A 22046-nucleotide genomic window follows, 5' to 3' on the forward strand; every position below is an offset into this window, starting at 1 on the left:
ATCATCCTCTTTTTCGCCTGTGAATGGATAGGGCTGTCACTCCGATCAGCGCAAAAACAAGGGCCATGAAGCTCTCCGCAATCGTCAGCGACGCCTTCAAATCCAATTGCTGCTTCAGAAAACTGGAGAAGGGACTAGCCGTCATGCCGCCGATATACCCGGCGGTCATGATCATTGACATTAACCTGGCCGATGGATAGGGGCGCTGCTGTGTACCGTAGGAGAGGATCGCCGCGTAAAGGCCGGAGAAGCCCAATCCCATGCCGCTGATGGCGATAATGAGGAGGAAGAAGTTGGCGCTGTAGAGAACAACCATAGAAGCTGTGAAGGCAAAAAAGGAACAGGCCAGGATATAGGTTTCTACGGCGATTTTTTTAAGGACAATGCCCGAGAGTCCCCGCCCGACAGCCATGAAGAGCCAGAACAGGGACAAAAGGGAACCGGCCTTGGCGGCGTCGGTATGGAGATACTCGACAAAGTAGGTGGGCGCCCAGAAGAGAAAACTCCCCTCGGCGATGAGGTAGCAGAAAAGGCTCATGGCGACGGCGTAGATCGTCCATTCCCACCGTTCTTTTGACGGCGCCGCTTTTTGCCCCTCCTGTTGTCGAACTTGAACCGGGGTGATCCAGATGATGATCAGGAGCAAGATCAGGAGAGACAGCGCATAGAGGTAGATGGTCTGCCATGACACACCCCGTTCCAGCAGCAGACCGGCGCTGAGCGGCGAGACGATGGCGCCGGCGCTGAAAAAGAAGTGGAGCAGGCTCATTTTCGCGGAGCGGTTTTTGTCTTCATATAAACTGACGATGAAGTAGCTCGCTGCTGAGATGTAGAGCCCGTTGGCGAGTCCGAAAAAAAGCATCATCACGGCAAAGAGAACCAGGCTTTCGGTTACGGTCATCATGGCGACGCTGAAGAGGGTGACCACAGAGGCCCCGATCAGTTCCCAGCGGATGTCCACTTTGTCCAGCAGTTTGCCGTTTAACTGGACAGCGGCTGCGTTGCCCAAGACGAAGAGGGTGTAGATGTAACCGATGACATGGGTTTCGACGTGGAAACTCTTCGCAACGGCGATGACGACAACGCCGGGCAGCATGCAGATGACGCCGTTGAACAGGAAAATCATGAAGGCCAGGGCGGTGATTCGCTTCGTTGAGTTCATCGAAGGGCTCCTTTGCATAGGCTTTAAAGCATCCTGATTGCGCCCATTTTATCTAGTTTAAACCTTCTGGCCTTGTTTGTCGTTGTGATATTTTGCTGGAATACGTTGCGGTTTTTGTTTATGCGATGCAAAAAGCCGGAAACAGGGGGTGAATGCCGGTGAACCGTTCCCACCTCGTCCTGCTTATGTTGGTTTCTCTCATCTTTCTCTGGTCAGGCATTAATCCCTACGATCGATTCACCTGGATCCTTGAGGTGTTCCCGGCGGTGATTGGCCTGGCGGCGCTGGCGCTGACATACCGGCGCTTCCCGTTGACCACCTTTAGTTACACCTTGATCGCCATTCACATGGTGATCCTGATGATCGGCGGTCATTACACCTATGCCAAGGTGCCTTTTTTCGACTGGCTGCGCGACAGCTTCGACCTTGGGCGGAATCATTATGACCGCCTGGGCCACCTGGCGCAGGGGTTCATCCCGGCCATTCTGGCCCGGGAAATCCTGCTGCGTTTATCGCCCCTGCGCCGGGGAGGGTTTCTGTCCCTGCTGATCCCATGTGTCTGCCTCGCCATCAGCGCTTTTTATGAACTGATCGAGTGGTGGGTGGCGCTGGCGACAGGCACAGCGGCGGAGGCTTTTCTTGGCACCCAGGGCGATGTCTGGGACACCCAGTCCGACATGGCGATGGCGCTCCTCGGCTCCCTGTTGGCGTTGCTCACCCTATCGAATCGCCATGACAAGGCGATGGCCGTGTTGGCCGAGGGGAGGGAAAAGGGCTGATCCTCTCCTTCACCTTCTTCCTGCTTCAACGGGTGGCCCTTTTGCTTGTGGCGCTCTTTTTGCTCCTGCGCCTGCCTTTTTTTCGCTCCCTCATCCAGCGCCGACTGGTCGGCGAGCGAAAGCTCCGCCTCGTTTTCTGGTTTGGGCTGTTGGCGATAGCCGGTTCACAGGCTGGCGCTGTCGTTACCGTAGAACCGGCATCGGCGTTGGCGCCCCTATCCGAAGTGATGGGGCAGTGGGCATCGATGACTGCTGATGAACTGTCGTCGCAACAGGCAGTCGGACCAGCGTCCGGGCTGACGTTATCCTACAGTCACATACCGCTCCTTCCCATGCAGGCGAATCAGGCGGTCCTTTCGCTGGCAGGGATGAGCGTCATCGGCGCCGGACTTGTCGGCGGATTGTCCGTCGGTTTTGCAGTGGGCGCCATCGCTGGCCTGCACCTGCTTTCCCTGGGTGGCGCGGCGGCGGAAGTCAACGCCGTCACTGTCGTGCTCATGGGTCTGTTGACGGGATGGATGGCTCGTCGCAGCGGCGAATCACTCCTGTCGGGGAGACCGGCCTTCGCCGTGAGCCTGCTCGTTTCCCTCGTGGCTGGCGTCGCTATGGTCATGAGCCAGCAGTTTGCCGGCCAAAGGATGCCGATTCTCGCCGAAGCGGTGCTCCCGGCCGCCCTCATCAACGCCCTGGCGGCAGCCATCTTCATGGAGATGCTCCGGATCGCCTCGCGGGAGGTCGAGGAGGTGGCGCTAGAGACGGAAAGAGCCCTCAAACTGACTGAGTTTACCCTTTCCCAACTGCAGCAGGGACTCAACGCCGAGACAGGCCGCGCCATTGCCGAAGCCTTTATGGCGGAGTTGAAAACGGTTGCCGTCACGATTACAGACAACAAGTATGTCCTCGTCCATGTGGGCATCGGCGAGGAGGAATATCCGCAAGGGCGGCTGGTTCATACCCAAGGCTCGTTGAAGGCCCTCGAAACGGGCAAGCTGCAAGTCGTCTATCACCATGAGCCGTACCAGCATGTCTATCTCGACAAGCTCCTGCGCGCCGCCATCGTCATCCCTTTTAGTTGCTCCGGTCAGGTGATCGGCCTGCTGAAACTCTATTTTTACCGTTCCCAAGACATTCGCCCCTATGAGATCGGCCTGGCTCAAGGCTTGGGGAAACTCATCTCCTACCAACTAAGCCTCCTGGAAACGGAAAAAAAGAGCCTGTTGCTGAAAGACGCGGAACTGCGCATGCTGCAGGCGCAGATCAACCCCCATTTTCTCTTCAACTCCCTCAACGCCATTGTTTCACTGATCCGGACAAACCCGGGATTGGCGCGCAAGATGATGCTGCAACTGGCCGAGTTCATGCGGATGAACCTGAAGCGGATGGACATGCCCCTTGTCTCATTGGAAGAGGAACTGCGGCACCTGAAGGCGTATATCGATATTGTTCAACTTCGTTTCGCTGATCGGTTGACCATCTGCGTCGACACAGAACCTGACCTGAGCCATTATCGCATTCCGCCGTCGACACTCCAGCCGCTTGTGGAAAACAGCATCCAGCATGGGTTGAAGGATTGTTCCGAAGGCGGCCGCATCACCGTGACGATCGCTCGTCACGGCTGCGGTGTACAGGTTCAGGTGACCGATAATGGCGGCGGGATCCCGGAATCCCTGCTCAGCCGCCTGGCTCGCCAGCCCTTGCCCAGCCAGAAGGGCAACGGCATCGGTGTCCACAATGTGAGCCAGCGGCTGGCTTCCCTGTTGGGGACGGATTCCCGGTTGTTCTTCGCCAACCTCCCCGAGGGGGGCTGTGAGGCGCGCTTCTTCCTACCGGATCCGAAGGAAGGGAGTGTGAGCGATGAAAGTGATGATCGTCGAAGACGAGCGACTGTCTCGTGAAGAACTGGAACACCTGTTGACACAGTTCGAAGATGTGGACCTCTGTCCGAGCGCCCGCAACGGCAAGGAACTCTTGCGCTTGCAAAAGGAGTATCAACCGGAACTCATTTTTCTCGATATTGAGATGCCGGAGACAAATGGTGTTGAGGCCGCTCGTCAATTGGCGGAGGCAACCCCGCCGCCGCTGATCGTCTTTACGACGGCCTACGAACAGTATGCCGTAGAGGCTTTCGGTCTGTGCGCCCTTGACTACCTGCTCAAGCCCTTTGACGAAGAGCGTCTCTTCGAGTCACTGGAGCGGGCGCGCCAGCGCCTGCGCGAACGGACGCCGCCGAAGGCGCCCATCAGCAACCTCCTCTTGGAGGAAGGCGATCGGTTGGTCGTCGTCAAGCCGGAGCGGATCTATTTTGCCGAGAAAGAGGAGCGGCGGGTGGTGATCCATTGTGACCGCGGTCGTTTTGAGACGCGGTTGACCATGCAGGAACTGCAGGATAAGCTGTCCGGTCATCCCTTCGTTCGCTCCCACCGCAGTTTTCTTGTCAATATCGACTATGTGGACGAGATTGAGCCCTGGCAGAATGGAACCTACAACATCCTGTTGAAAGGATTGGACGGGATAAAAATCCCGGTCAGCCGCGCCGCAGCGAAAGAGGTGCTCCAGCGATTGGAACGGTAGTTCAGGCGCGGAAGGGATTATTGGGAAGTCAGATCATCATAGAGTAGTCTACGGAAGGGCGAAGCCGGATCGAGCTTCGCCCTTCGCCGTTTAAACCGCCTTTGTTGCACTTCAGACGGGAAAATCGACCAGTTAGGCGAAAAATAAAAATACTATTTGAAATATTCAGAAAAATAACATACCATAAGACCAAACCAGCCGCCCCGGAGAAAGGAGGGAGGAAGGAGCAGCGGCCTGGATAAGGCAAAAGGCGGCGGCGATATGGGGGGATTCGCCCCGACAACCAGGAGCACCGGGGTTATCGTGAAGCCCCGTAACGAGCGAAGCGGACGAACCGCTCTTGGAGCGAGGAAACCGGCGCTCACGACGATAGGCCAATGTGAGAGGAGAGTCGACGATGGGGCAACCGATTATTACGTCCGCGCAGGAAGCCCATTGGAAGGGCGCTGAGAAACCCCGGGAACAAGAAACACGCTGGGTGGAGATCTGCGAGAGCGCCGAGTTCCGAGGTCTGATGGCAGCGAAGGCGCGCTTTTTGATCCCGACCATTCTGTTCTCTTTTATCTATTACTTTGCCTTGCCGCTCAGTGTCGGCTATTTTCCGGAAATCATGAATAAACAGGTGTTCGGCTCCATCAACCTGGCCTACCTTTTTGCCCTTTCCCAATTCTTCGTCGCTTGGGCCGTCGCCTTTTTGTATGCTCGGGTGGCCGAAAACAGCTTTGACAGGACTGTCAACCGGATCAAAGAAAAATTGCGGGGGAGGGGCAACCCATGAAGTGGATCACCTACGGCTTATTTGCGCTGATCGTATCGATCACCGTCGGCATCACCTACTGGGCGGCCCGGCGAACCAAATCGGCCTCTGAATTCTACGCCGCCGGCCGTTCCTTGAGCGGTGTGCAGAACGGATTCGCCATCGCCGGCGATTATATGAGCGCCGCCTCCTTCCTCGGCATCGCCGGTCTGATCGCCCTCAACGGCTATGACGGGTTTCTGTACTCTGTCGGTTGGCTTGTCGCCTACATCTCCGTCTTGTTGATCGTGGCCGAGCCGCTGCGCAACTCTGGAAAATACACGATGGCCGATGTCTTGGCCTATCGTTTAAAGCCGAAGCCTGTCCGCACTGCCGCTGCAGTAAGCACCCTGGTCATCTCCACCTTTTACCTGATCGCCCAGATGGTGGGTGCAGGAAGCCTGATTCAATTGCTGGTAGGCATCCCCTATGAGACGGCGATCATCATCGTCGGCGTCATGATGGTCCTCTACGTCGCGTTCGGCGGCATGCTGGCCACCACCTGGGTGCAGATCGTCAAAGCCGGTCTGTTGATGGCCGGCGCCATCATGCTGGCCGTGCTGGTCCTGGCGAAGTTCAGCTTCAACCCCGTCGCCTTTTTCGATGCCATCTCGGCGAAACATGGGCAACAATTTCTCGAACCGGGTCTGCTCTACAAGGATCCGATTGAAATCGTCTCCTTGGGACTGGCGCTCGTTCTTGGAACCGCCGGCATGCCCCACATCCTGATGCGTTTTTACACGGTGCCGACGGCCAAAACGGCGCGTATGTCCGTCATCTGGGCGATGGCGCTCATCGGCGTCTTCTACATCATGACGACCTTCCTCGGATTCGGCGCATCCCTGTTCCTCGATAAGGCGGCCATCACGGCAACCGACAAGGGCGGCAACATGGCGGCGCCGCTGCTCGCTCAATTCCTTGGCGGCGGGGCGGGCACCGCTGGCGGCGAGGCGATGCTGGCCTTCATCGTGGCCGTGGCCTTCGCCACCATCCTCGCCGTTGTGGCCGGGCTCACCCTGGCGGCTTCGAGCGCCTTCGCCCATGACTTCTATGTAAATGTCTTGAAGGGCGGCAAGGTCGATGAGGCCTCACAGGTCAAGGTTGCCCGCATGGCCACCTTCGGTGTCGGCGCCGTCGCCATCCTGCTGGGGCTGCTGTCGAAGGGGCAAAACGTGGCTCACCTGGTGGCGCTCGCCTTCGCTGTCGCTTCGGCGGCCAACGTGCCTGTCGTCGTCTACTCGGTCTTCTGGAAGAAGTTCAACACCGGCGGGGCCGTCACCGGGATCGTCGTCGGGTTGCTCTCCACCTTGGCCTTGGTGGCCGTTAGCCCCAACTACTTTCCGGTGAAGGAAGCCCTTTTCCCTTGGAAAAACCCCGGTATCGTCAGCATCCCCCTTGGATTCCTGGCTGCTTATGTGGGAAGCCTGCTCTTCGCTGAACCGGAAGCGGAGGCGAAGTTTGAGGAACTCTACGTGCGCGCCAACACCGGCATCGGCGCCGAGAATTGATAAACCTAGAGCCGCGCTTACAACTGACGATATGAATGAGAGACAGTCCAGCCTCGTCGCTGGGCTGTCTTTTTGCGGTCTCGACGAGACGCCCTTACAGGTAGAAGGGTCATAAACGACGATCGACGAAGCACCGGTGAGATTGGAGTAAATAAACGGCAATGGCGGTGCATCTGCGACGCCTTTTACGGAGATTCAAAGGGATTTCCCTTTTGCCTAATCCCTTCTGCAGGTCTATACTTCATTTCAATTAAATAGTAGGCCGAGTTTCGAATCGTTCGAAAACGGGGGAACCGATTTATGGGGCTAATCTTTTGTCACAAAAGAGGGATGTGCTCGCCGTCCTGCCCGTCAGCTAACCTCGTAGGCTGTTGAGACGTTTGCATGGGTTATTTCCAGAATAACCTGCGTTAAGACAGCCTTTCTTTGGCCTGTCTTTTTTATTTTGAAAAAAATGTACCTTTGTATTTTGAGGAGGAAGTTCTCGTGGTCCAGCGCTCACTCAAACGGCTTTTGCTCGGAAGACCCTTGCGTAACCAGGAGTTATCCCATGAGAAGCTGTCAAACTGGAAGGCCTTGCCCATCTTCTCATCCGATGCGCTGTCATCGATCGCCTACGGTCCGGAGCAGGTGATTTTGGCATTGACCGCCGCCAGCGCCTTGGCCTATGGTTTTGTTCCCTATGTGTCTGTGGGCATCCTCTTTTTGCTGGCGGTGGTCACCCTCTCCTATGTTCAGGTGGCGCGGGCCAACCCTGGCGGCGGCGGTTCCTACTCAGTGGCCAAGGGCAACCTGGGTGAACTGCCGGCCCTCATCGCAGCAGGGTCGCTCATCGCTGACTATTGTCTCACCGTTGCCGTTTCGATCTCTTCCGGCACCGATGCCCTGGTCTCAGCTTTCCCGCAACTGAACCCGATTCGTCTCGGCATCGATCTCTTTGTCCTGTTCGGCATCCTGATGATCATCAACCTCAGAGGCGTCCGGGAATCGGCCAACGCCTTTGTCTACCCCACCTACGCCTTCATTTTTGGCATCGCCGCGCTGATCGTCACCGGGATGGTTCAGGCCTTTACGGGAACACAGCCGGTGATGCCTCCGGGATCCTTAGAGAAACAATGGACGGCAGGTATGTTGTTCGTCTTGTTGCGGGCTTTTTCCAATGGTTGCAGTTCCATGACAGGCATCGAAGCCATCTCCAACGGCGTTCCCAACTTCAAAGAACCGGCGGCGGAGAATGCGCGGATCACCACCTACTGGATGTCAGCGATTCTGGGAACCATGTTTGCCGGCATCTCCTTTCTCATGATGCACTATCACATCTTGCCCATAGAAAATGTGACGGGGTTGTCCCAAATCGCCGAGTTGACGGTGGGAAGAAACTGGGCCTATTATTACATCCAGTTTACGACCATGCTCATCCTTTACCTGGCGGCGAACACGGCTTATAACGGACTTCCGCCGCTGTTGTCCCTTCTGGCCATCGACGGCTACATGCCGCGGTACCTGTCGGCCCGCGGCGACCGGCTGGCATTCACCAATGGCATCATCTTTCTTACGCTGGCGGCGGCGGCTCTCATCGTCGTCTACCACGGCGACACGGAGCATCTGATCTCCTTGTACGCGATTGGCGTCTTCCTGTCCTTCACCATCGCCCAGAGTGGGATGGTGATCCACTGGCGAAAAGTCCAGAGCCCCGGATGGCGGAGCAGGGCGACCATCAATGGGATGGGCGCCATCATCACCGGCGTCGTTGTCGTTGTCATCGCCGTCACCAAGTTCCGCCACGGCGCATGGATGATCCTTGTCTTTATCCCGGCAGCGATTTATGTGTTCAAAAAAATCAAAACGCACTATTCGTCTGTCAGCGAGCAACTGGGCATGGACTGGACAAAGATCGGTGTCCCCGGTCTGGAGCGAAAACACATCGTCATTGTTCCCATCGCCGGGGTCAACCGGGTGGTGCAAAACACCATCGAGTACGCCAAAATCCTCAAAGCGGAGGTTCATGCCGTCTTTATCGGCACAGATTCGGAACAGGCGGTAAAAGTGCTGGAACGGTGGAATCGTTGGCAACCGGGAATCGAGTTGCGGGTGATTGAATCGCCCTATCGGACGATCATCACGCCGCTTGTGCGCTACATTGATCGAATGGACAAAAAGAATAACCCCCAGGATTTTATCACCATTCTGATTCCTGAGTTTGAAACGAAGAAATGGTGGCATCGCATCCTCCACAACCAGACAGGGTGGATGCTGCGCACGGTCCTGCTCTTGTATCGCGATGTCGTCGTCACGACGGTGCCGTTTAAATTAACGAAATAAGGCGGAAAAATGCCCCTTTTACGAAGTCGTAAAAGGGGCATTACCCATCCCAGAACTATTGAGGGTCCCAATCCGGAGTCAACACAGCCAGCGCCGTGGCGTCCGCTGCTCCACCCGCATCTCGCCGCCAGAGAAAAGGGTCGACAGGATATTGTTGTCTCCCGAAACATAATCGCCGTTGAAGACAACGAAGTCCAATCGACAGGACAGGTTTGGTCGGAAGTGGGGAGGAGGGGCGTCCAGCGCCGTGTGCCCTTTAACTGGCCTGGCGTGTCCTCGGCCGGGCGGCTTCGCTGAGCGCCGGTCCCTTGCGGATCAGGCCGAGGGGAGCGCCAATGGGGAGGACGACGCGTCCGAAAAAGGTGTTCAGGAAGATGGCGCCGCAACCGTAGAAACCAAGCATGGAGATTGAGAACTCGGACCAACCGGCGACCAGGTGAAGGTCGACGACTTGGAAGGCTGTCAAGGCGAGCGAAGCGAAGAGCACGTTGATCAGCACAAGGATCGCCGCAAAGACCTTATTGGTCTCAAAGGAAGCGATCATGATAAAGAAAGAAAAGACGCCGTAACCGAGGAAGGCCCAGCCGAGTTGGGCGCCGCTGAAAGAAGCCTTAAACTCGGGGCCCATCCAGCCGAGGGTGATGGCCCAGGAAGTGGCCACGCCGAACCAGAACAACCCGTACGTCGTTAAGACCGTGGCGCCGAAGTAGTTGTTCTTTTTAAAATCATACATGCCGGCAATGAACTGGGCCAAGGCGCCGAGGAAGATGGCCCAGGGGAAGATGCCGGAGACGCCGGTGGTCCAACCGAGTTTCTGGCTCGATGCGACCAGAGTGACCATAGCGAGCCCGAAGACGCCCAGGGCCGTCGGGTCGGCGACAGTGATCTTTGTTTCAATGGACCTCGCTTCGTTCGACAAATGATGTGCCTCCTAAAAACTGCAAAGATTCCGTATTGGGACAATTTTCTGATTTTTTAAAGGCTGTCGCTGCTGTTTTGCCAGACGGCAAATCGAATGTCAGAGAATTTCTTGGCCTTCGACCTCCTTCGTCGCAAGTACCACTTATTTTAATTGGAATTCTGGAAAAAGACAAGTCTGAATTGCGCAAATATCCATACATTTTCATGTCGACGTTTACAGGCATTATTAACAGGATGAAAAAACCATGCTCATTATTGGAAACTGGATTGAGAGTAGGTATGGCCCGTGATATGATGGAGAAAGAGGCAGGAATTTCCTGACCCCATGAACGGTTCCAGTAAAGGAGATGAGGATGTGTTTGGTTTATTCAAATCACCGCCGGCGTTGCCAGCTAGGGAGAGCAAGCCAAAACAGGGGGAAGATGTGAGTAAGGAAGAGCGGATGCGGATGCTGGAGGCCATTGCCGCTGCCATGCCCGATCCCTACTATGTGCGCGATATGGACTACAACATCCTTTACTGGCCGCCAAGCATCGCCAAACTAACCGGTTATTCGGAGGAAGAAGCGAAAAAGCTGAAGTGCTACGAAGTGTATAAAGCCGATGTCTGTCAAGATTGCCCCACCCAAAAATGCGTGCTGCAAGGTCGTTTTTTGAAAGATGCGGCTGTGGATATCTTCGACAAGCAGGGAAACCGGCTGAATATCCTGGTCTCCAATGCCGGGATCTATGACGAGCAAGGGAAACCCATCGGGGCCGTCGAGATCGTCAAAGACAACAGGAAGCATCAACAGGTGATGCATGCGATCGATAGCACCGCCCAGCAGCTAAGCGCGCTGTCGCGAGAGTTGGCAACATCATCGCAGGAAGTGGCCGTCCACTCCGGTGAAGTGAACCACCTCTCTCAATCGACCAAGAACCTGACGGGCGAGAGTCTCGAAAAGTCGAAAGTGGTGCAACAGCAGGCGACCCAATGCGTTCAGTATTCGGGAAACATCGCTTCCGCCGCCGACGATATCCGGAGTTCCATGCAAACATCGCTGACCAATATGTTGTTGCTGGAAAAGAAGTCGACAGAAGTGAAGGACATCACTTCGATCATTGAGAATATCGCCGGCCAGACGAATTTACTCGCCTTAAATGCCGCCATTGAGGCGGCGCGCGCCGGGGAACAGGGGCGCGGTTTTGCCGTCGTCGCCGAAGAGGTGCGCAAACTGGCGGAGATGTCTTCGCGCTCTGTCAAGGATATCAATACTACCTTGAGCGAAATCGGTCGTCTGGTCCAGGTTTCGACGGAGGCGCTGAAGGCGACAGGGGAGAGTCTCAATCAGGGGACCGAAAACATTCAGCGGTTCAATGTTTTTATCACTGAGATCGCTGCAGCGTCCAACAGCCTGGTTGCAACCATGCAACAGGTCAATCAGTTCTCCAATGACACCTTTGCAAACAGCAGCAACCGAACAGATGCGATGGAGCAGGTTTCAAAGGCGGCCCGGGAGTTATCCCATATCGCCCAATCGCTGCAGAGTGAAATCGCAATACTGGTCAACGATAAAATGTAGGGTTACATACCGTGAACAGGTACATGGGAGATAGCGATAAAAACGGACCCGGCCTTTGCAGGCGGGTCCGTTTTTGTTGCCACTTTGCGATTACACAGCGCCCTGGACATCCTTCAGCGATGCCTGGTATTCCAAGTACTCGTCAAAGGTCATCAATCGGTCGATCAGGCCGTCCGGTGTCAATTCGATGACCCGGTTGGCGATGGTTTGGGTGAACTGGTGGTCCTGGGAGACGAAGAGCAGTGTGCCATCGAAGCTCATCAGGCCGTTGTTCAAGGCGGTGATCGATTCCAGATCCAGGTGGTTCGTTGGTTCGTCCATGAGCAGCACGTTGGCGCCGCTGAGCATCATCCGGGAGAGCATGCAGCGCACCTTTTCGCCGCCGGAGAGGACAGCGGCTTTTTTCAACGTATCGTCTCCAGAGAAGAGCATGCGACCAAGGAAGCCGCGAACAAATCCTTCATCCTGATCCTTCGAGTACTGGCGCAGCCAGTCGATCAGGTTCAGGTCGCCGTCGGTGAAGTAGGCCGAGTTGTCCTTGGGGAAGTATGCCTGGGAAGTGGTGATGCCCCACTTGAACTCGCCGCTGTCAGCTTCCAACTCACCCATGAGGATCTGGAACAAGGTCGTCTTGGCCAAGCCGTTCGAGCCGACCAAGGCGATCTTGTCACCCCGATTGACGGTGAAGGAGACGTTGTTGAGCACCTTTTCGCCGTCGATCGTCTTGGACAATCCCGAGACCGTCAACAGGTCGTTGCCGGCTTCCCGGTCCGACTTGAAGACGATATAGGGGTATTTGCGGTTCGACGGCTTGATGTCGTCAAGGGTGATCTTGTCGAGCAGCTTTTTCCGCGATGTGGCCTGTTTGGATTTGGAGGCGTTGGCGCTGAAGCGGCGGATGAACTGCTCCAGCTCCTTGATTTTCTCTTCCTTCTTTTTGTTGGCGTTGCGGGCCATCTGCAAGGCCAACTGGCTCGATTCGTACCAGAAATCGTAGTTGCCCACATAGAGTTGAATCTTGCCGAAGTCGATATCGGCGATGTGGGTGCAGACCTGGTTCAAAAAGTGCCGGTCGTGGGAGACGACGATGACGATCCCTTTGTATTCAGCCAGGAAGTTCTCCAGCCAGCCGATGGAGTCCAGATCGAGGTGGTTTGTCGGTTCGTCGAGGAGGAGGATGTGGGGATTGCCAAAGAGCGCCTGGGCGAGGAGAACCCGCAGTTTCACATTGGCTTCCAGTTCTTTCATCTGCTTGTCATGGAGCTCGTTGGCGATGCCCAAGCCGGTCAGCAGGCTGGCCGCTTCCGATTCGGCATCCCAACCGTTCATCTCGGCGAATTCGCCTTCCAGTTCAGCGGCGCGCATGCCGTCTTCTTCGGTGAAGTCAGCCTTGGCGTAGATGGCGTCTTTTTCGACCATGACCTGATAGAGGCGGGCATGACCCATGATGACCGTCTTGATGACCTCATACTCGTCAAACTCGAAGTGGTTCTGTTTCAGCACGGCGATGCGCTCGCCAGGGGTGACAACCACGTCGCCGCTCGACTGTTCGATCTCACCGGAGAGGATTTTTAAGAAGGTGGACTTGCCGGCGCCGTTGGCTCCGATGAGGCCGTAGGTGTTGCCAGGCGTGAATTTGATGTTGACGTCTTCGAACAAGGCGCGCTTGCCGTAACGCAACGTGAGGTTCTGTGTACTGATCATTTCGGACACCTAACCTTTTTGTTTATTGGGGGCACACCGCAAAAAACTCCCCAGGCCAAGCCTGGGGAGTTGCGAAATACCGATGGCTTACCAGTTGGAGCGGCGGGAGCTGAAGCAGTCCCGGCAGTAAACCGGCTTGTCGCCGCGGGGCTGGAAGGGAACGGTGGTTTCAACGCCGCAGCCGGAGCAAACGGCAGGATACATCTGGCGCTCTTCACGACGGGCAAAGCCGCTGTTGTTGTTGCGCTGGCCTCTGCGGGCGGCGCGGCAGGAAGGGCAACGGCCAGGTTCGTTGGTGAAACCTTTTTCAGCAAAGAACTCTTGTTCCGACGCAGTGAAGGCGAATTCAGAACCGCAGTCTTTGCAGGTCAGGTACTTGTCTTGAAACATGAGAAATCCTCCTCGATATTTTTTGCCCGGCGCTAGGGAAGCGACAGAACTCCTTGACTTCCCGAGCCCGAGGCTATCGAGGAAGGGGATATCGTCTGCTCCTAATGGTTACGAGCAGTTCCTAGTATAACCTGAAAACGGAAAAAATACAACAAAGGAATTCCGCTTTACCGGGGGAAAATTTTTCCGATTAGGAATTTTCAGAAGGTTTTCGCCGGGAACGGAGTTACTGAACGAGCGGTGCTTCGTCTTATGCGGGCCGGCGGTTGTTGATGACGGTCACGCTGGCAGGGCCTTTTTTGATCAAACCCAGTGGGGCGCCGAGGGGGAGAATGGTCCGTCCAAAGAAGTTGTTCAGGAAAAAAGCGCCAGCAGCATAGAAGCCGAGGAGCGAGATGGCAAACTCGGACCAGCCGGCGACGTGATGGAGGTCGATCACCTGGAAGGACGTCAGTGCCAGCGACAGGAGCAGCACGTTGATCAGCACCAGGATGGCGGCGAAGACCTTGTTCGTCTCAAAGGAAGCGATCATGATGAAGAGGGAGAAGATGAAGTAGCCCAAAAAGCCCCAACCCAGTTGGACGCTGCTGAAGGCGGCCTTGAATTCGGGACCCAGCCAGCCGAGGGTGATGGCCCAGGACAGGGCGACAGAGAACCAGAAGAGTCCGTACGAGGTGAGGACGATGGCGCCAAAATAGTTGTTCTTTTTGAAGTCGAAAATGCCGGCGATGACTTGGGCAAAGGCGCCCAGGAAGAATGCCCACGGTACGAGGGCGGAGACGCCGCTGGTCCAGCCCAGCTTCTGAGTCGAGGCCACAAAGGTGACCATGGCCAGGCCGAATACGCCGAGCGCGGTCGGGTCGGCAACGGTGATCTTGGCTTCAACATGCGTGGTTTCGGTGGACATCGTTAGCCTCCTGTCAGGATGTCATGCTATTTGTGAAAACAAACGCTTGCTTGATTGTACGGGAAAAAGATGGGCAAGACAAGAGGGAGATTTCGCGTAAGGGAATAAAAAGTCGAACTGCGAAAGCAATAGAAAACGGGGCCTGTTAAAAGCTTTAACAGAACCCCGGCGTTTATACCTTTCCGTATGGCTGCATCCTTGAGAACTCCGATGCCATGCCTCGTTAGAGCCGCGATGACTCGGCGGGCAGTCCCGTCAACTGTTCCCCCAGCGCCGGTGTGACTGATGGCGACACGAAGAGGCACTGCAACTGGCGCCCATTGTGAAACAGCACATAGCGCGTCTCAGTCCGATTCTGTGACAATCGCGCGACAAGGCCTGTCATCGCTTCGTATTCGGCCTCAAGGGGATTCCGTTCCTCATCAGCGCAGTACCAGACGGCCACGTCAGGCCCACCCTCTGTGCGCAGCCAGTAGTCGATGGCGAACAACTCATGGGCGTCAATATGCAGCCACTTGGCGCGGCGCACCGCCAGAGAGGTGACGATGCCATTGGCGTTGAGTGTGGCGATGACGATGCGCCCGATGCCCAGTTGCTGGTTGAGATTGCGCAACTCGCTGATGGAATGGCCGTTCCAGGTCCGCTCCATCAACAGATGGTCGTAGTCGAAGGCCCATTCGGCCAAAAATTTTTCCAACAGGATATGTTGCCGTATTGTGGCGTAACGGCCCATGGCGTACAGCAGTGACACGCTGAAGGCCATAAGGGCGGCCGATGTCACCCAGCCGTTGGCATCGATGACTCGGTTCGGCGCCGCTTGGGTCAGCAGCAGTTCCGAACCCAGATAGGCGATGGGAAAGAAACCGACGCCGATGCAGAGAGAGGAAAGGCGCACCCAGATGATGTTTTGTCGCAGAAATCCCTGCTCCACCATTTTGCCCGCCAAGGGATCGCTGTAGTGCCAGACCCCAGCGAACAGGGCGTACCAAATGGCGATTTCCCAGATGTTGTTCCACGGGAACAGGCCCATCTCATCATCCCCCTGCCGAAGCAAAATTTAATGATTGTTTAAGATATTAGACAAGATTGTTGAAAGTCCTGTCAAAGGTCAAATATAATAAATTAAATATTTTAATCACAAATGTAATGGGCGAAAATCACAAGGGTTTACATGGAAGATGAATAGGACAATGGTCGAACAACGGCAAATGCAAAGACGTTTGTCCCCTCTCAGAGAGCGTGGAAAAAAAGAAAGACACCTGTCAAACAGGGTGTCTTTCCCGAATCGGTTCAATAAATTTGTTGCCTATCGCAAGCCTTTTTGTTCGAAAAAAGCGCGCAGAGGACATTCCCGATCGTTTAATCGGACAGGCGATCCATTTGCTCCCAGAGGCGCTTGGCGGCTTTTTGCGCTTTTTCGTAAATTGGCTGCACATCTTTGACAAACTCCCCGTTATCCAGGACGAGTTTGCCGTTGATGATCACCGTCTTCACGTCCCGCGAATCCATGCCGAAGGCCATGTGGCCGGCGATGTTATCCGCCACGAGCGGGGTGGGGGAGTGATAGGCCGCAATGGTCAGATCAGCCTTATAGCCCTTTTCCACCTTGCCAAAGGGGGCGCCAAAGTAGCGTCCGAGCAGGTCATTGCCGTTGTGGAGGAACCGGAGGAAGCTGTCCGGCCAGAGGGGGCCGCCGGCGTCACGGTGCTTGAAGAAGGCGAATTTGAATTCCTCAAACATGTCGCTGCCGATGCCATCGGTGCCGAGGGCGAGATTTTTATACTGGGCGATCTTTGGGTTATAGCCCACGTTGTTGTTCATATTGGAACGGGCGTTGTGGGCCAGGTAGGCGTCGCTCTCGTTGATCAGGCGCACATCCTCGTCAGAGAGGTGAACGCCGTGGACGAGGAGCGCCTTGTCGTTGAGCAAGCCAAAGTCGTGGAGCCGGGCGATGATGTCCTTCCCGTAATGGTGGTGGGAGTGGGACACGTCGTAGCGATCTTCCGCCACATGGACATGGATGCCCCGTCCCGTCGCTTTCACCGCCTCGGCCATGAGCCGAAGCGCCTCGTCAGGCATGGTCACCGGCGCATGGCCGCCGATCATCGCTTCGACCAGGTAGTGGCCGTTTCCCCTTTGCCGGTCTTTCTCACAGAGTCTGGCGAAGGCGATGTTCTCTTCGACGCCGGCTTCCACCTCTCTGAGACTGCCGTTGCGGTCAGTCGTCTCATAGCAGGTGATGCCCCGGAGCCCCGCCTCCTCAAAGGCGCTCTTGAGCACTGAGAGGGAACCGCCGATGAAGTTCGGCGAGGCGTGGTGGTCGATGACGGCTGTCGTTCCGCAGCGGATCGCTTCGAGAGCGCAAACAAGGCCGCTGTAGTAGAGGATCTCCTCATCGATGGCCCGGTCGAGTCGCCACCAGAGGTTTTTCAAGACAGAGATGAAATCAGGGCTCGCCTTGATGCGGGCCAGGATCCCACGGGACAAACCGGAGTAAAAGTGGTTGTGGCTGCAGACGATGCCGGGCATGACGAGAGCGCCCTTCACATCGATGACCCGTGTGGCGTCATAGGTTCCGGAGAGATTGGCGCCGACGGCCATGATCTCTGTTCCGTAGATGTAGATGTCCATGCCTGTCCGCACCCTGGGCGGCTGGAACTCGACGATGGTGGCGTTTTTCAGCAGGATCACCGGTCTCATACTCCTTTCCGCGAGGGCTAACGATCGACGCGCCCAAAGAGAGAGGGGCGGTTGTGATAAAGGACGGCGAAAATCCGGGCCATGCGGGCCAGGGTGGCGTCGCTGTCGTCGACGTGGAAAGCGCCCGCCGCCAAGGGGAACAGGCGCACCGTCTCTTGTATGCGCACATGGACGGTATCGTCTTCGACAAAGAAACCGAGGTTGCCGCTGGCCTCAAAATCCTCTCGCAAGCTGAAGAGGGTCGGCTTGTCTGTGAAGGGACGGCCCTCCCAGGGGCAGAAGGTGGCGCAGTTGCCGCATTCGTTGCAATACGCGTCCAGGTGGACGATCTGATGGCGGTTGCGGAATGTTGCCGAAGCGCCGTCGCCGTCGTCCATCGCCACGGCGATGTTGGCCCGGTTCGGGCAGACCTCGACACACTTGTTGCAGACGCTGTGGCACTCGAGACAGCGACGGAATTCATTGTCGCCGACGGCAGGATCGACGGCAGGCCCCGCTTCGACGGGCACATCCGATTGCGCGACGAGTCCCAGTTTTTTTGCCCTGATCTCCTTGACCAGCCCTTCACCGGCAGGGGCCGGGATCAGGGCGGCCCGTTTCCAGGCGGGGTCTTCAGCGCGGCAAATCGCGTCGGCGGCTTTTCGCCCGTCGGCGATGCACTTGACGATGGAGGAGGGACCGCGCGAGGCGTCGCCCACCAGATAGACGCCGGGCAGGGCGGTGGCGCAGGATTCCTTGTTCGTCTGCGCCATGCCTGAATCGGTGTTGACCAATCCCAGCATCGTGAGCAAACCGGTATCGACGGTCTCGCCGATGGCGGTGATCAGCGTGTCCACCGGCAGCGACCGCATTTCTTCCGTTTTTTCGGGGCAACGGCGGCCGCTGCCGTCCGGCGCGCCGAGTGTCATCACCCGGCAGCGGAGCAGGCCGTCATCGTCGAAACGCTCAGGGTTCATCAAGAATAGGAATTCCACGCCATCGGCCAGGGCGAGTTCATACTCTTCCCGGTAGGCCGGCATCTCTTTTTCCGTCCGCCGGTAGATGACCGTCACTTTTTCCACGCCGGGGAGCCTCAGCGCCGTCCGGGCGGCGTCCATGGCCGTGTTGCCGGCGCCGACGACGGCCACCTGCTTGCCTACGTAAAGGGACGCGGGATCGCGGTTGAATCGCTCCAGGAAGGAGAGGGCCGACAGCGAGCGAGGCTGGCCGCTGTCGCCCGATAGCCCCTCGACGGAGAAGTCTTTTTCCGCTCCGGCGCCGACAGCGACGACGACATAGGCATAGCCCTGCGAGCGCAGTTCAGCCGGTGTCAAGGCAGTCGAGGCGTTGAAGACGAAGGTGACGCCATGCTCTTCGATAAAACGGACATCGGAGTCGATGGCCTCGTCGCTGATGCGATAGCGCGGGATCACATGGCGCACCGTTCCGCCGGCCGATTCGCGCCGTTCGAAGACCGTCACGTCAAAGCCTTCCCGGGCCAGGAAGTAGGCCGAGGCGAGCCCGGCGGGACCGGCGCCCATGACCGCCACCTTGGCCAGCTGCCGCTTTGCCGGGACAGACCACTTTTCCTTGTATTCGGCAAAGCCCTTTTTCACAGCGATCCGCTTCACTTCCCGGATCAGCACAGAGCCCTCATAGTCGAGGCGTGTGCAGCGGTACTGGCAGGCGTGGTCACAGATGTGGCCGGTGATCGACGGCAGCGCGTTCTTTTCGTAGATCACGGCCAGCGCTTCAGCGTAGCGCTCCTGACCGACGAGGCGGATATAGGCGGGGATGTCCTGGTGGATCGGGCATGCCGCTTGGCAAGGCGCTTCGGCGCAGTCAAAGAGAGGCAGGTCGCCGGCGAGCGAAGCCTTGGCGTCGCCGCGGAAACGCTTTTGGGCGTAGTCGGCATTCAGGGCTTTGGCCGCCAGGTCCTCCACCTTGGCTGGGTCGATCTTGCTCAGCGTCCAACCATCAAGGGTTTCCAGTTTGGCGGCCATCGCGGTCATGCGGGCGTAGCCGCCCGGTTTCAGCAACTCTGTCGCCGCCGTGATCGGACGGATGCCGGTGGCAAAGACATCGGCCACATTCTGTTCGCTGATCCCGGCGGAGAAGGAAATGGGCAGTTCCCCATCGAATTCGCGGCAGATTTTCGCCGCCACGTTGATCGAGAGCGGGAAAAGCGCCCGTCCGGACATGTACATCTCGCCGCCAGGCAAGCGGTTCTTGAAGTTGACGGCGCCGAGGGTGTTCGTCAGCTTGACGCCGAAGAAGCGCCCCTGCTCGGCGGCGATGGCCTGCAACCGCTTCAGCATGGGGATGGCGTCCTCATATTGCAGGTCATGATCGAAGGAAGCGGGGGAGAGGTCCACATAGTCAAAGCCGAGATCATCCAAGATGTTGCGCACGACGGGATAGGAGAGGAGTGTGGGGTTCAGCTTCACATAGGTGGCCAGCTTCTTCTCGGTCAACATATACAGGCAGATCTTTTCGATCTCCTCCGGCGGGCAACCGTGCATGGTCGAGAGGGTGACAGAATTGCAGATCCTCGGCGAGATCCTCTCAGGCAGCGAGCGCAACGCCGGCAGTCGCTCTTCCAGGCCGGTGCCGTTTAGGAAGGAACCGTCTTGCAGCAATTCGGACAGTTCCGTAAGCGTGTCCCCAAAGAGGGGATGCTGGGAGGCGTCGATCAGCCCGTCGATGTAGGCGTTCATACGAGGCGACTGAATCCCTGCCAGGTTGTAACCGACGCTCATATTGAAGATGAAAGCGCGCTCTGCCCCTACCTGCAGTTCAAAGGTCTCTTCCAGCAGGTGCAGCAGCACCCAGGCCTTGATGTACTCGGCATAGGCTTTTTCGACGGTGAATTCGGAGGACCATTCCGTATTGAATCCCTCATCTTCGGCGTCGATGCAGGGCTTTTCGACAGGCGGCTCTTTCTCCTGGACCGTCTTCAACTCGATGAAGCGGCTGCCGGACAGGTACGATGCGGCGATATTCTGGGCCAATTGCGTGTGCGGCCCTGCCGCTGGTCCCAAAGGGGTCTCACAGGCTTCCCCGAAGAGGCGAAGCTGTTGATTCCTGCTTTTCCGGAAAAAGTGCGCCTCCGGCAGCGCGAAGACAGTACGATCGACTGCGTATTCCTGAAAGGCCCGGCAGATCAGTTCTGTTAACGGAATCGGTCGCATGATGTCGCCCAAGCGGATTTCCTCCTTCAAAAAGTACGTCAACAAAAAGTACGCCAACGTTGCAATCCATAACCAATGCAAAAATTATACCAAGATCAACCGCGTTGGCGACAGATGCTAAAGAAAATTCAAAAATTGTTTTTTTGGCTGCTGTTGGCGCGGTTTTTGCATGATTCATAAGGCAACACCGCGTGAGGAGGATGCAGCATATGAGTGGAAAAATCCTGTGGACCGGAAATACGATGCAAAAGCAGGGCTCGCCGGGCCTGTCCACCGCTTTTTTGGGAAAAAGGGAGATTGAAAAAGCGCGACGCTTTCACCAGAGTTTTCCCGAGTACAAGCCCACACCGCTGCAGCGTCTTACCGACTTGGCGGGACGCCTGGGTGTAGCGGGGATTTATGTGAAAGACGAATCCTACCGCTTCGGTCTGAACGCCTTCAAAGTGCTGGGCGGTTCTTACGCCATCGCCCGCCACCTGGCCCAGCGGCTGGGAAGGGATATCGATGGGCTTCCTTATCGGGCGCTCGTCTCCCATGAGGTGCGGGAGCAGTTGGGCCAGATCACCTTTGCCACGACGACAGACGGCAACCATGGCCGTGGTGTGGCCTGGACGGCGAAACGGCTCGGCCAGCAATCGGTCGTCTACATGCCGAAGGGCTCCTCGCTGACGCGACTGGAAAAAATCCGTGTCGAAGGCGCCAACGCCTGCATCACTGAGTACAACTACGACGACGCTGTCCGCATGACTGCGGAGCAGGCGCGGAAATACGGCTGGGTTGTCCTTCAAGACACAGCCTGGGAGGGCTATGAAGAAATCCCCACATGGATCATGCAGGGCTATGGGACGATGGCCATCGAAGCGCAGGAGCAGTTGCAGGCCCTCGGCGTGGAAAAGCCGACCCATATTTTCATCCAGGCTGGCGTCGGTTCCCTTGCCGGGGCGATTTCAGGGTTCTTTACCGACACCTTTGGCGACGGGCGGCCCAAACTGGCCGTTGTCGAGCCTGATCAGGCGGACTGCTTCTTCCGTTCCGCCCTGGCTGGCGACGGCAAGCCCCGGTCGGTCGGCGGCGATCTGGCCACCATCATGGCGGGTCTGGCCTGTGGGGAGCCCAACCGGATCGGGTGGGAGATCCTTCGCGATTACAGTGATATGTTCTTTTCCTGTCCTGACTGGGTAGCGGCGGTGGGGATGCGCGTGCTTGGCAACCCCCTCGGCGAGGATCGGCGCGTCATCTCCGGAGAATCGGGCGCCGTCACGCTGGGATTGCTTGATATGCTGCTGACCGATCCGAAATTAGAGGAAGCGCGGATCGCCCTTAACCTGACGGCAGACTCCCAGGTTCTGCTCTTTAGCACAGAAGGCAACACTGACCCGGACAAATATTTAAGCATCGTCTGGGATGGCGAGTGCCCCGGCGATGGCAAAGAATAAAGGAGCGATTCTAACGGTTTGTGGGAACCAGTGCAGGAAAAAAGGACCGTCAGGTCAAATAGATCGAGATAATTCATCGTGCTCGTGATTGCATGGTGCTGAAGCGAGCCGACTGGGGG

At 56.9% G+C, this 22046-nt stretch carries 17 protein-coding genes and 1 riboswitch; of the genes, 9 read left to right on the forward strand and 8 right to left on the reverse strand.

The annotated features are described in order from the left end of the window. Nucleotide 1 precedes the first annotated feature (1 nt). Complete coding sequence (locus tag GTO89_RS04780; RefSeq protein WP_161260923.1) at nt 2–1162, reverse strand: MFS transporter; 1161 nt, start codon at nt 1160–1162, stop codon at nt 2–4. A 185-nt stretch (nt 1163–1347) separates the two neighbouring features. Here GTO89_RS04780 and GTO89_RS04785 point away from each other — a divergent pair, with 185 nt between their 5' ends. From GTO89_RS04785 to GTO89_RS04810, 6 genes are all read left to right on the forward strand, one after another. After that, nucleotides 1348–1941 carry a DUF2238 domain-containing protein gene (locus GTO89_RS04785; RefSeq protein WP_407929486.1) on the forward strand — a complete coding sequence of 198 codons (594 nt, stop codon included), beginning with the start codon at nt 1348–1350 and terminating at the stop codon, nt 1939–1941. Nucleotides 1942–1988: 47 nt separating this feature from the next. After that, on the forward strand, nt 1989–3836 hold the full coding sequence (locus GTO89_RS04790; protein ID WP_161260925.1) for a histidine kinase: 1848 nt from the start codon (nt 1989–1991) through the stop codon (nt 3834–3836). Continuing rightward, a complete protein-coding gene (locus GTO89_RS04795; RefSeq protein WP_161260926.1) occupies nt 3796–4512 on the forward strand; it encodes a LytR/AlgR family response regulator transcription factor in 717 nt (238 codons plus the stop codon). The genes GTO89_RS04790 and GTO89_RS04795 overlap by 41 nt, the downstream gene beginning before the upstream one ends. 397 nt (nt 4513–4909) lie before the next feature. Continuing rightward, a complete protein-coding gene (locus GTO89_RS04800) occupies nt 4910–5290 on the forward strand; it encodes a DUF485 domain-containing protein (protein ID WP_161260927.1) in 381 nt (126 codons plus the stop codon). Next, nucleotides 5287–6816, forward strand: a complete 1530-nt coding sequence (locus tag GTO89_RS04805; RefSeq protein WP_161260928.1) for a solute symporter family protein — start codon at nt 5287–5289, stop codon at nt 6814–6816. The genes GTO89_RS04800 and GTO89_RS04805 overlap by 4 nt, the downstream gene beginning before the upstream one ends. A gap of 250 nt (nt 6817–7066) precedes the next feature. Further along, nucleotides 7067–7201, forward strand: a riboswitch (cyclic di-AMP (ydaO/yuaA leader). A gap of 101 nt (nt 7202–7302) precedes the next feature. After that, nucleotides 7303–9138 (forward strand): APC family permease, encoded by a 1836-nt coding sequence (locus GTO89_RS04810; protein WP_161260929.1) that lies wholly within the window; start codon nt 7303–7305, stop codon nt 9136–9138. Nucleotides 9139–9394: 256 nt separating this feature from the next. Here GTO89_RS04810 and GTO89_RS04815 read toward each other — a convergent pair whose 3' ends face one another. Continuing rightward, a complete protein-coding gene (locus tag GTO89_RS04815) occupies nt 9395–10057 on the reverse strand; it encodes an acetate uptake transporter (RefSeq protein ID WP_161260930.1) in 663 nt (220 codons plus the stop codon). Here GTO89_RS04815 and GTO89_RS04820 point away from each other — a divergent pair. Further along, nucleotides 10027–10380 (forward strand): hypothetical protein, encoded by a 354-nt coding sequence (locus tag GTO89_RS04820; RefSeq protein ID WP_161260931.1) that lies wholly within the window; start codon nt 10027–10029, stop codon nt 10378–10380. The two genes, GTO89_RS04815 and GTO89_RS04820, sit on opposite strands and share 31 nt — an antisense overlap. A gap of 34 nt (nt 10381–10414) precedes the next feature. Next, nucleotides 10415–11620: a methyl-accepting chemotaxis protein gene (locus GTO89_RS04825; RefSeq protein WP_161260932.1), complete on the forward strand. Its 1206-nt coding sequence runs from the start codon at nt 10415–10417 to the stop codon at nt 11618–11620. 90 nt (nt 11621–11710) lie between these two features. On the opposite strand, the gene GTO89_RS04830 is transcribed toward GTO89_RS04825, so the two are convergent. From GTO89_RS04830 to ygfK, 6 genes are all read right to left on the reverse strand, one after another. Further along, a complete protein-coding gene (locus tag GTO89_RS04830) occupies nt 11711–13324 on the reverse strand; it encodes an ABC-F family ATP-binding cassette domain-containing protein (protein WP_161260933.1) in 1614 nt (537 codons plus the stop codon). Nucleotides 13325–13411: 87 nt separating this feature from the next. Then, complete coding sequence (locus GTO89_RS04835; RefSeq protein ID WP_161260934.1) at nt 13412–13714, reverse strand: zinc-ribbon domain containing protein; 303 nt, start codon at nt 13712–13714, stop codon at nt 13412–13414. A gap of 250 nt (nt 13715–13964) precedes the next feature. Then, nucleotides 13965–14621 carry an acetate uptake transporter gene (locus tag GTO89_RS04840; RefSeq protein ID WP_161260935.1) on the reverse strand — a complete coding sequence of 219 codons (657 nt, stop codon included), beginning with the start codon at nt 14619–14621 and terminating at the stop codon, nt 13965–13967. A 223-nt stretch (nt 14622–14844) separates the two neighbouring features. Further along, nucleotides 14845–15651: a hypothetical protein gene (locus GTO89_RS04845; RefSeq protein WP_161260936.1), complete on the reverse strand. Its 807-nt coding sequence runs from the start codon at nt 15649–15651 to the stop codon at nt 14845–14847. Nucleotides 15652–15980: 329 nt separating this feature from the next. Beyond that, a complete protein-coding gene (ssnA, locus tag GTO89_RS04850) occupies nt 15981–17312 on the reverse strand; it encodes a putative aminohydrolase SsnA (protein ID WP_161260937.1) in 1332 nt (443 codons plus the stop codon). A 26-nt stretch (nt 17313–17338) separates the two neighbouring features. Then, nucleotides 17339–20503, reverse strand: coding sequence for a putative selenate reductase subunit YgfK (gene ygfK / locus GTO89_RS04855; RefSeq protein ID WP_161260938.1), 3165 nt, complete (start codon nt 20501–20503; stop codon nt 17339–17341). Between the two features lie 197 nt (nt 20504–20700). On the opposite strand from ygfK, the gene dpaL reads away from it, so the two are divergent. Then, nucleotides 20701–21927, forward strand: a complete 1227-nt coding sequence (dpaL, locus tag GTO89_RS04860) for a diaminopropionate ammonia-lyase (RefSeq protein ID WP_161260939.1) — start codon at nt 20701–20703, stop codon at nt 21925–21927. Nucleotides 21928–22046: the final 119 nt, after the last annotated feature.

Origin of the sequence: Heliomicrobium gestii (assembly GCF_009877435.1) — a bacterium.
Lineage (GTDB): Bacteria > Bacillota > Desulfitobacteriia > Heliobacteriales > Heliobacteriaceae > Heliomicrobium > Heliomicrobium gestii.